We start from the raw sequence: 9,834 nt of genomic DNA, 5'->3' as shown, positions 1-9,834 counted from the left end.
CGTGCCGGGCACCGGCGGACCCGCGTCCTTCAACCTGATCGGTGCCATCGGCAACTTCAGCTCGGCGGCGAGTTTCCAAGTGAAGGGCCAGCCCGTCGATGCCAGCGACCCGGCCGTGGTGTTCGTCAACGGGACGGTGGCGAACCTGGGCAATGGGGTCAACGTCAACATCGAGGGCTCGCGGGTCGTGAACGGCGTGCTCATCGCCACCCGCGTCAGCTTCGAGTGAGGGCAGGCCCGTCCGTGTAGTGCCTTTGCTCGCAGGGATTCCCCGGATGGCCCGGGCCGGAGCGCCTCGCCATAGTTAGTTCGCTGCTCGAACTAAGCCGTGTGCAACAAGCGCGCACGCACAACAAACCCGGAGACCTGCACATGAAGAAGCCTCTTCGCGCCCTGGGCGCCCTGGCCCTTGGCCTTTCCGCGATCGCTGCCTGCGCCCAGACCGTCGTCGGCGTGAGCTGGTCCAACTTCCAGGAGGAGCGCTGGAAGACCGACGAGGCCGCGATCAAGGCGCAGCTGGAGAAACTGGGCGCCAAGTACATCAGCGCCGACGCCGGCGGCTCGCCCGAGAAGCAGTTGGCCGACATCGACGGCCTGATGTCCAAGGGCGCCAAGGCGCTGATCGTGCTGGCGATGGACAAGGATGCGATCCTTCCCGCGGTCAACAAGGCGGTGCGGCAGAAGGTGCCTGTGGTGGCCTACGACCGGCTGATCGAGACGCCCGGCGTCTTCTACATCACCTTCGACAACGTCGAGGTGGGCCGCATGCAGGCGCGCGCCGTCTACAAGGTGCAGCCCAAGGGCAACTACGTGTTCATCAAGGGCTCGCCCACCGACCCGAACGCCAACTTCCTGCGCGCCGGCCAGCAGGAGGTGGTGGCCGAGGCGGTGAAGAAGGGCGACATCAAGATCGTGGGGGACGAGTACACCGATGGCTGGAAGCCCGAGGTCGCGCAGAAGAACATGGAGCAGATCCTCACCAAGGCCGGCGGCAAGGTCGATGCGGTGGTAGCCGCCAACGACGGCACCGCGGGCGGCGCGGTGGCGGCGCTCAGCGCCAAGGGCATCCGCGGCATCCCGGTGTCGGGGCAGGACGCGGACTTCGCGGCGCTCAACCGCGTCGCCCTCGGCACGCAGACGGTGACGGTGTGGAAGGATTCGCGCGAGCTCGGCCGCGAGGCGGCCAGCGCCGCGATCGCGCTGACCCAGGGCAAGACGCCGGAGAAGGCGGCCAACTGGAGCGGCGGCGAGAAGAAGGTCGCGATCTCCTCGCGACTGCTCACGCCGGTGCCGATCACGCGCGACAACCTCGACGTGGTGGTCAAGGAAGGCTGGATCAAGAAGGACGAGCTCTGCAAGGGCGTCTCCGGCGACAAGGCCCCCGCGGCCTGCAAGTAACGCGCGCAGAGCGATGAGCGAATCCCCGGGGCTCTGGCGCAGGAGCGGGGTCGACCTGCGCCTGCTCCTCATGTGCGCGCTGCTGGCGGTCATGGCGATCGTCTTCCACTGGCTCTCGGGCGGCATCTTCCTCACGCCTGAGAACCTCTACAACATCGCGCAGCAGACCGCGGTGGTGGGCATCGTCTCCACCGTGATGGTGCTGGTCATCGTGGCCCGCCATATCGACCTCTCGGTCGGCTCGGTGATGGGCTTCGTCGGCGTGCTGGTGGCCTACCTGCAGTACACCTCGGGCTGGTCGTGGCCGGCCTCCTGCCTGGCGGGGCTGGCGGTGGCGCTGCTGGTCTCGCTCTACCAGGGCGGGCTCACGGCAATGCTGGGCGTGCCCTCCTTCGTGGTCACGCTGGGCGGGCTGATGTCCTTCCGAGGCGCCGCCTTCCTGGTGGCCGACGGCAAGACGCAGCCGGTCAACGACGAGTTCTTCCAGCGCCTGGGCGGCGGCTACGACGGCGGTATCGGCACCACGGCCACCTGGGCGCTGGCCGCGCTGGTGGCGGCCGTGCTGTTCGCGCGCATGCTGCAGCAGCGCCGCGCGCGCCAGCGGCACGAGATGCCGGTGGAGCCGCTGTGGCTCGACGCCATGCTCACGGCGGTGCCGGTGGTGGTGGTGTTCGCCTTCGCAGCGACCATGAACAGCTACCAGATCTCGTCCAAGACCGAGCCCCAGGGCATTCCCATTCCCGTGCTGATCTGGGCCGTGGTGGCGGTGGTGCTGTCCTTCATCGTCCACCGCACGCGCTTCGGGCGCTACGTGTTCGCGATGGGCGGCAATCCCGATGCCGCGGCGCTGGTGGGCATTCCGGTCAAGCGGGTGACCCTGCTGCTGTTCGCGCTGCTCTCGGTGCTGGTGACGGTGGCGGCCATCGTGTCGATCGCGCGGCTCAACGCCGGCACCAACTCGCTGGGCTCGGGCATGGAGCTCTACGTGATCGCGGCCGCGGTGATCGGCGGCGCGGCACTGGCGGGCGGCAGCGGCTCCATCTTCGGCTCGGTGCTGGGCGCGCTGATCATGCAGTCGCTCGACAGCGGCATGCTGCTGCTCGACGTGGCCATCGGCAAGCGCATGGTGATCATCGGCCAGGTCTTGATCGTCGCGGTGGTGTTCGACGTGCTCTACCGCAAGCACTTCGGGGAGACTCGATGACCTCCCCCAGGCTTGCCCACTTCGTGTGGCCGCCAACCCCCTCACCGGGGGCAATACCAGCGGCCCGGCAAAGCCGGTTCCGCGGTGTTCCTGGTATCGCTTGGGGCAGCGCATGAACAGCGAAGGCCGCGGCACTGAAGGCCCGACCCCTCTCGTCGAGCTGCGCGAGATCCGCAAGTCCTTCGGCGGCGTGAAGGCGGTCGACAACGTCAGCGTGAACCTCTACCCCGGCGAGGTGGTGGCCCTGCTGGGCCACAACGGCGCCGGCAAGTCCACGCTGATGAAGATGCTCGCGGGCGCCTACCCCATTGACTCGGGCGAGACCCGCATCGCGGGCCAGCCGGTCCACATCCGCACGCCCTCGGAAGCGCAGGCGCAGGGCATCGAGACCATCTACCAGACCCTGGCCCTGGCCGACAACCTCGACTCCGTGGCCAACCTGTTCCTCGGGCGCGAGAAGCTCACGCCCTGGCGCACGCTGGACGACCACTTCATGGAGAACGAGGCGCGCAAGGTCTTCCGCCGCCTCAACAAGAACTTCACCAACATCCGCGTGCCGGTGCGGCGCCTCTCGGGCGGGCAGCGGCAGGTGGTGGCGATCTCGCGCGCGCTCTACTTCAACGCCCGCATCCTGATCATGGACGAGCCCTGCGCCGCCCTCGGGCCGGAGGAGACGGCGATGGTCGGCGCGCTGGTCAAGCAGCTGAAGGCCGACGGCGTGGGCATCTTCCTGATCACGCACGACATGCCCGATGTCTTCGGGCTGAGCGACCGTCTCGCGGTGATGAAGAACGGGCGCCTGGTCGGCACCTACCGCACCGCCGACGTGAATGAGGACGAAGTGCTCGGCATGATCATCGCGGGCAAGCGGCCCGAGGGGAAGGCGCAGGCCGAGCACGCTTCGGGATGACGACGCTCGGCGACCAGCAACTGGTCAAGCGCATCAACCGCAGCGTGCTGCTGCGCCTGCTGCGCGCCAGGCCGGGCCTCTCGCGCGCGCGGCTGGCGGCCGAGAGCGGGCTCACGAAATCCACCGTCAGTCTGCTGGTGCGCGAACTGCTCGAAGACGGCTGGCTGCATGAAGCCGATGCCGCCGTGGCCGACGGGCTCGGGCGGCCCTCCATCCCCTTGCAGATCCACGCCGGCGTGCGGGCCCTGATCGGCGTCGAGATCGCGGTCGAGACCTTGCGCGTGGTCTGCGTCTCGCTGCTGGGCGAGCTGCTCCATTCGGAAGCCCAGCCCTTGCGCGAGCACGTGCCGCGCACGGTCTGCCGGCAGGTCGCCGGCATGGTGGCCGCCGCGCACCGGCATCTGCTCGCCGCGGGCCTGCGCGCCTCGGGCATCGGCGTCGGCGTGCCCGGCGCGGTGGACGACGCGACCGGCCAGGTTCGCTTCGCGCCCAACCTCGGCTGGCGCCAGGTGAGCTTGCTGCCGGGCCTGGTCGAGGCGCTGGCGCGGGAGGGCATCGACGACGTGGCGGTGCAGCTGCAGAACGACGCCGATGCGGCGGCGCTGGGCGAGTACGAGTTCGCCGGCGGCGAGGGCGAGGACCCGCTGGTCTTCGTGAGCTGCGACGTGGGCGTGGGCGCCGGAGTGGTGCTCAACGACCGCCTCTTCACCGGCGCGCACGGCATGGCCGGCGAGATCGGCCACACCATCCTGCAGGTGGACGGGCCGCTGTGCTCCTGCGGCCGCCGCGGTTGCGCCGAGGCCTTCCTCGGCTCGCGCGTGCTGGGCGGCAGCGCCGATGCCGCGCCGCGCGGCGCCGCCTTCCTGGGCGTGCTGCTCCAGAACCTGTGGGTCACCTTCGAGCCGCGCGCGATCGTGGTCGGCGGCCACTCATGCCAAGCGCATCCGCAGCTGCTGCGCGGTGCGATCGAGGTGGTGCGGCGCTATGCCGAGAGTGCCGGCATGCAGCCGCCGGTGGTGCGCGGTGCGCGCCATGGGGAATGGGCGCCGGCGGTCGGAGCGGCGGCACTCGCCTTGCACGAGTACCTGCGGCCGCTCCATCCGGATTCGAAGGCGCGGCGCGCGCGCGCCGCGGCCTCCGCCCTGCCTTAGTCCGCGTAGACCCCGGCCGCCTTGATGATCGGGCTCCACTTGGCGATCTCGGCGGCGACGAACTTCTTGTGCTCGGCCGGCTCGACGCGGTTGTCGCTGGCGACCACGGCGCCCAGGCCTTCCTGCTTCTTGACGAAGTCCGGGTCCTTCAGCGCGACCTTGAGCGCGTCGTTGAGCTTCTTGGTGACTGCCGGCGGCGTGCCCTTGGGCGCGTAGAGGCCGTGCCAGATCGTGACCTGGAAGTCCTTCAGCCCCGATTCCTGCAGCGTGGGCAGGTCCTTGAGCAGCGGCGTGCTCAGGCGCTTCGAGGTGGTCACGGCGTAGGCCTTGACCTTCTTGGCCTCGATCTGCGGCGAGGTGTTGGTGGTCTGGTCGCACAACAGGTCGATCTGGCCGCCGATCAGGTCGGTGATGGCGGGGGCCGTGCCCTTGTACGGCACCGGCGTCATCTCGGTCTTGGTCGCGCTCTGGAACAGCAGGCCGCACAGGTGCGAGGCCGAGCCCACGCCCGCGTTGCCGAGGTTGATCTTGCCCTTGTTCTCCGCGAGCCAGGCCGTCAGCTCCTTGTAGTTGTTGGCCTTCATCGAGGGCTTGGCGATCAGCGTCATCGGCACGTCGTTGACGATGCCCAGGTACTCGAAGTCGCTCTCGACCTTGAAGGGCACGTTGCGCACCAGCGTCGGGACGGTCGCCATGCCGATGTGGTTCAGCAGCAGCGTGTGGCCGTCCGGCGCGGCGCGCGCCACCTTGGCCGCGCCGATGGAGCTGCCTGCGCCGGGCACGTTGTCGACCACGATGCTGATGCCGCCCAGCGGCTTGCGCAGGGCCTCGGCCAAGTCGCGTGCCACGCGGTCGGTCGGGCCGCCGGCGGAGAAAGGCACCACGAGGGTGATGGGCTTGCTGCCCGGGAAGTCCTGGGCATGGGCGCCCGCGGCTGCGGCGGCGATCGCCGTGAGGACGAGCAGTTTCTTCATGATCTCTCTCCGTGTTCAATCCAAGTTCAAGGGCCGCGATCTTATCGCCCGCCGCCGGCCGGCGACTCCCGGAATGCCCTTAGGAACTCTCCCACGATTTCTCGCTGCGGATGTCGTTCGAAGCGCCGTCCGTCGGGCCGCCATCGAGCGCTTTTCGCAGGCCTACCGGTCCCGCGTGCGGTTGTAGACCGGACCGGGGCCGATCGCGATCGGCGGGCCCGAATCATTGGCCGCCCAGTTCGGCGTGCGTGCCGACTCGTAGAGCGGTCCCGGGCCGGGCGCGATCGGCGGTCCGGGGTCGTCACGCGCCGATGGCGAACTGCCCGGCGAGTTGAAGTTGTAGACGGGCCCGGGACCGCGCGCGATCGGCGGTCCGCCATCGCCACGGGTCGAAGCGGTCGCGCGCGGCGATGGTGATGCCTCCACGGGCACCGGGCCGCGGATGATCGGCGTGCCGGGATCGTCGCGGGTCCAGCCCGGCGGGCGGATCCACGGCGTTGCAGGTGCGGCCGCGGCCGCGGGCTCCGAATCGGCCCAGGCTGGCGTGCGAGGCTGCCGAACCACCGGAGGCGGCTCGTCGCGCTTGCGTTCAGGCGGCGCGGCCGAGGCGGTGCGAGGGGCCGGCGCTGCCGCGGGCGGCTCAGACCGCGCCGCTGCCGGGGAAGGCGGCGCTGACTTCTCCGGCGCGGCTGACTTCGCGGAGGCGGCCTGTTTCTCGGGCGCGGCGGCCGCGGGCGTTGCCGCCTTCGCGGACTCGCGCTTGGACGGGCCCGGCGCAGAAGGAGCCGCCGTCGTCGCCGAGTTCGCCGTCGATGTGCTCGGAGCCGCCAGCGCCGTCGGCGGCTCGTCCGAAGCCGGCTTGCGGTCTTCCAGCGTCAGCGCCGCCGTGACTTGGTTCAGGAAAGGCGGCTCCGCCACCTGGCGCGTGACATAGAGATACCAGCCGATGAAGCCGAGCCCCATCGCCAGGCCCAGCAGCGCGAGGCGCAGCCAGAAGCCCGCCGTTTCCGCCGGCAGCAGCGCCAGCGGATCGTCGCGGCGCCAGACGCGGGCCGAGCGGGCAGGCGCGCGCGGGTGCGCATGGTTGATGGTCTCGAGGGCCGAGGGCCCGGTGGCCACGAAACCGGGCAGGCGGCGTGCGCAGCCGATGCAGAACTTCGCGTTCTCCCGGTTCTCGCTTCCGCAAGCCCCACAAACGACGGGCATGGACAAATTCTCCGTAAACGCCAGAAGCCACCCACTGTCCACGCGAACGCGTGCCTGTCTGTCAGCCGTTTCCTACCCAATGCTTCGGAGATTGGCGCTTGCCAGCCGTCCGGCCCACCGGCGCCCCCGGTAATGGCGGATCGCCTTGGCTTGCAGGTGAGCGACCCCACACTTGCCGATTTGTCCGACACGGGGAATCGGCACAGGCCCATCCCCCGGCGAGCGGGCGGCCTTAGCGTGGAATTTCCACTTGCATGAAAGGACCTCCCATGATCAAACGCCAGCTCGAGGGCATGAAGATTGCCATCCTCGTGACGGACGGCTTCGAGCAGTCCGAGATGACCGAGCCCCGCAAGGCCCTCGAGGCCGCCGGCGCGGACACCAGCCTGATCTCCCCGAAGAACGGCGGCGTGCGCGGCTGGAAGCACCATGCGCCGGCCGACCGCTTCGACGTCGACGTGCCGCTGCAGCAGGCAGCCGCCCATGAATACGATGCCCTGGTGCTGCCGGGCGGCGTGGCGAACCCCGATGCTTTGCGCATCGACGAGCAGGCCGTCGCCTTCGTGCGCGATTTCGTCAAGGCCGGCAAGCCCATCGCTGCCATCTGCCACGGTCCGTGGACCTTGATCGAGGCGGGCGCGGTCAAGGGCCGCACGATGACCTCCTGGCCCTCCTTGCGCACGGACCTGAAGAATGCAGGCGCCAAGTGGGTCGATCTGGAGGTGGTGGCCGATGGGCCGTTGATCACGAGCCGCAAGCCGGCGGACCTGCCGGCTTTCAATCGGGTGATGGTGGAAGCCTTTGCCAGCGTGCACGCGCACGCTTGACGACGACGGCATCACCGGACTGGAGCGATCTTCCGGATCATGTTGTTGAACCCATCCGCGACATAAATCCAGCCATTGCGATCGACGAAGGCCGACGCTACCGATAGCTGCGCGCGTCCTCGATCACCTTGCCGTCGTTGGGCAGGCTGCCGGGCTCCATCAGCTCGATGTCCCCGCGCAGCTTGGTGACATCGCGGACCGCCTCGGCGATGCGGCCGGCCAGGCCCTCGGGCTCCGACGCGCATTCGAGCCGGAGCGTCATGCGGTCCTCGCCCATCTCACCCTCGACCACCAGCCGCGCGCGCCGCACTTCCGGGAAGCGCCGCGCGATCTCCGCCACCTGGCCCGGATGCACGAACATGCCGCGCACCTTCGTGGTCTGGTCGGCACGGCCGAGCCAGCCCTTGATGCGGGTGTTGGTGCGGCCGGTCGGGCAGCGTCCCGGCAGCACGGCCGAGAGGTCGCCGGTGCCGAAGCGGATCAGCGGGTAGTCGGGGTTCAGCGTGGTGACGACGATCTCGCCCACCTCGCCCTCGGGTACCGGGTCGCCGGTGCCGGGGCGCACGATCTCGACGATCACGCCCTCGTCGAGCACCAGGCCTTCGCGTGCCGCGGTCTCGTAGGCGATCAGGCCCAGGTCGGCGGTCGCGTAGCACTGAGTGCCGGCCACGCCGCGCTCGGCGATCCAGTCGCGCAGGCTGGGCGGGAAGGCCTCGCCCGAGACCAGTGCCTTGGTCAGCGAGGGCAGGGGGATGCCCCGCTCGGCCGCCTTCTCCAGCAGGGTCTTCAGAAAGCTGGGCGTGCCGGCATAGCCCGCGGGCTGGAGCTCGGCGATCGCGTCCACCTGCTGCTCGGTCTGGCCGGTGCCGCCGGCGAACACGGTGCAGCCCAGGGCTCGCGCGCCGCTTTCCATGATCGCGCCGGCCGGCGTCATGTGGTAGCTGAAGCTGTTGTGCACCAGCTCGCCGCTGCGAAAGCCCGCCGCATGCAGCGCGCGCGCCGTGCGCCAGTAGTCGAGCGCCTCGCCCTCGGGCTCGTAGATGGTGCCGGGGCTGGCGAACACGCGCAGCATGCGTGGGCCGAAGCGGAGGGTGGAGAAGCCGCCGAAGGGATCGCGCGCCCGCTCGGCCTTCTGCCGCTCCAGCAGCTCCGACTTGCGCGTGACGGGCAGCCGGGCCAGCGCCTCGCGGCTGTCGATGTCGGCGGGCTTCACCCCGTCGAGGATCTTCGCGAAGGCGGGGGCGGCGGTCTGGGCCTGGGCAATCTGCTTCGGCAACGCAGCCAGCAAGTCCTGCTCGCGCTCCGCCGGGTCGCGCACCTCCAGCTTGTCGTAGAACTCCGTCATGCCAGCCACCTCTTGCGGCGCTTGTAGCTCTTCACGTCGCGGAAGCTCTTACGGTCCGCGCCGCCCACGCCCAGGTAGAACTCCTTGACGTCCTCGTTCTCCCTGAGGCTGTGCGCCTCGCCGTCCATCACGATGCGGCCGTTCTCCAGGATGTAGCCGTAGTCGGCATAGCGCAGCGCCATGTTGGTGTTCTGCTCGGCCAGCAGGAAGGTCACGCGCTCCTTCTGGTTCAGGTCTTTCACGATGCCGAAGACCTCGTCCACGATCTGCGGTGCCAGGCCCATCGAGGGCTCGTCGAGCAGCACCATGCTGGGGTTGGCCATCAGCGCGCGGCCGATGGCGCACATCTGCTGCTCGCCGCCCGAGGTGTAGGCCGCCTGCGAGGTGCGCCGGGTCTTCAGTCGCGGGAAATACGCGTAGACCTTCTCCAGCGTCTGCGCCACCGCGGCCTTGCCGTCGGTGCGGGTGTAGGCGCCGGTCATCAGGTTGTCCTCGATGGTGAGGTGGGCGAAGCAGTGGCGGCCCTCCATCACCTGGATCAAGCCGCGCCGCACCAGCTCGGCCGGCGACAGCGCCTCGATGCGTTCGCCGCGCAGCTCGATCGTGCCCTTGGTTACCGCCCCGCGCTCGCCGGCCAGCAGGTTGGAGATGGCGCGCAGCGTGGTGGTCTTGCCCGCGCCGTTGCCGCCGAGCAGGGCCACGATGCCGCCTTCCGGGACTTTCAGCGAGACGCCCTTGAGCACGAGGATCACGTGGTTGTAGATGACCTCGATGCCGTTGACGTTGAGGAGGATGTTGGACATGTTCTGATCCGTGGAC

General features: G+C 69.5%; 10 protein-coding genes. 6 read left to right on the top strand and 4 right to left on the bottom strand.

The features are described from left to right. The 5 genes from AC3A6X_RS14685 to AC3A6X_RS14665 all read left to right on the top strand — a co-directional run. A partial coding sequence (locus AC3A6X_RS14685; RefSeq protein WP_487842867.1) for a DUF5666 domain-containing protein occupies positions 1–229 on the top strand: 229 nt, incomplete at its 5' end. A gap of 143 nt (positions 230–372) precedes the next feature. Next, entirely contained in the window at positions 373–1,398 is a 1,026-nt protein-coding gene (xylF, locus tag AC3A6X_RS14680) for a D-xylose ABC transporter substrate-binding protein (protein WP_487842866.1), read from the top strand. Between the two features lie 13 nt (positions 1,399–1,411). After that, entirely contained in the window at positions 1,412–2,602 is a 1,191-nt protein-coding gene (locus AC3A6X_RS14675; RefSeq protein WP_487842865.1) for a sugar ABC transporter permease, read from the top strand. A 112-nt stretch (positions 2,603–2,714) separates the two neighbouring features. Then, entirely contained in the window at positions 2,715–3,512 is a 798-nt protein-coding gene (locus AC3A6X_RS14670) for an ATP-binding cassette domain-containing protein (RefSeq protein ID WP_487842864.1), read from the top strand. Further along, positions 3,509–4,663, top strand: coding sequence for an ROK family transcriptional regulator (locus AC3A6X_RS14665; RefSeq protein WP_487842863.1), 1,155 nt, complete (start codon positions 3,509–3,511; stop codon positions 4,661–4,663). The genes AC3A6X_RS14670 and AC3A6X_RS14665 overlap by 4 nt, the downstream gene beginning before the upstream one ends. On the opposite strand, the gene AC3A6X_RS14660 is transcribed toward AC3A6X_RS14665, so the two are convergent. Beyond that, a complete protein-coding gene (locus AC3A6X_RS14660; RefSeq protein WP_487842862.1) occupies positions 4,660–5,637 on the bottom strand; it encodes a tripartite tricarboxylate transporter substrate-binding protein in 978 nt (325 codons plus the stop codon). The two genes, AC3A6X_RS14665 and AC3A6X_RS14660, sit on opposite strands and share 4 nt — an antisense overlap. Before the next feature lie 162 nt (positions 5,638–5,799). Next, on the bottom strand, positions 5,800–6,843 hold the full coding sequence (locus tag AC3A6X_RS14655; RefSeq protein WP_487842861.1) for a zinc ribbon domain-containing protein: 1,044 nt from the start codon (positions 6,841–6,843) through the stop codon (positions 5,800–5,802). Positions 6,844–7,112: 269 nt separating this feature from the next. On the opposite strand from AC3A6X_RS14655, the gene AC3A6X_RS14650 reads away from it, so the two are divergent. Next, positions 7,113–7,670, top strand: a complete 558-nt coding sequence (locus AC3A6X_RS14650) for a type 1 glutamine amidotransferase domain-containing protein (protein ID WP_487842860.1) — start codon at positions 7,113–7,115, stop codon at positions 7,668–7,670. Positions 7,671–7,767: 97 nt separating this feature from the next. Here AC3A6X_RS14650 and AC3A6X_RS14645 read toward each other — a convergent pair whose 3' ends face one another. Together AC3A6X_RS14645 and AC3A6X_RS14640 are read right to left on the bottom strand one after the other, a co-directional pair. After that, on the bottom strand, positions 7,768–9,015 hold the full coding sequence (locus tag AC3A6X_RS14645; protein ID WP_487842859.1) for a phenylacetate--CoA ligase family protein: 1,248 nt from the start codon (positions 9,013–9,015) through the stop codon (positions 7,768–7,770). Beyond that, on the bottom strand, positions 9,012–9,818 hold the full coding sequence (locus tag AC3A6X_RS14640) for an ABC transporter ATP-binding protein (protein ID WP_487842858.1): 807 nt from the start codon (positions 9,816–9,818) through the stop codon (positions 9,012–9,014). Before AC3A6X_RS14640 ends, AC3A6X_RS14645 begins: the two co-directional genes overlap by 4 nt. Between the last annotated feature and the right edge of the window lie 16 nt (positions 9,819–9,834).

Source organism: Variovorax sp. Soil_C_12 (genome assembly GCF_057657375.1).
This window is presented reverse-complemented; position numbering and strand designations above follow the sequence as displayed.

Coding starts and splice junctions, on each gene's coding strand:
- xylF (WP_487842866.1), top strand. CDS start 373: ATGAAGAAGCCTCTTCGCGCCCTGGGCGCCCTGGCCCTTGGCCTTTCC.
- AC3A6X_RS14675 (WP_487842865.1), top strand. CDS start 1,412: ATGAGCGAATCCCCGGGGCTCTGGCGCAGGAGCGGGGTCGACCTGCGC.
- AC3A6X_RS14670 (WP_487842864.1), top strand. CDS start 2,715: ATGAACAGCGAAGGCCGCGGCACTGAAGGCCCGACCCCTCTCGTCGAG.
- AC3A6X_RS14665 (WP_487842863.1), top strand. CDS start 3,509: ATGACGACGCTCGGCGACCAGCAACTGGTCAAGCGCATCAACCGCAGC.
- AC3A6X_RS14660 (WP_487842862.1), bottom strand. CDS start 5,637: ATGAAGAAACTGCTCGTCCTCACGGCGATCGCCGCCGCAGCCGCGGGC.
- AC3A6X_RS14655 (WP_487842861.1), bottom strand. CDS start 6,843: ATGCCCGTCGTTTGTGGGGCTTGCGGAAGCGAGAACCGGGAGAACGCG.
- AC3A6X_RS14650 (WP_487842860.1), top strand. CDS start 7,113: ATGATCAAACGCCAGCTCGAGGGCATGAAGATTGCCATCCTCGTGACG.
- AC3A6X_RS14645 (WP_487842859.1), bottom strand. CDS start 9,015: ATGACGGAGTTCTACGACAAGCTGGAGGTGCGCGACCCGGCGGAGCGC.
- AC3A6X_RS14640 (WP_487842858.1), bottom strand. CDS start 9,818: ATGTCCAACATCCTCCTCAACGTCAACGGCATCGAGGTCATCTACAAC.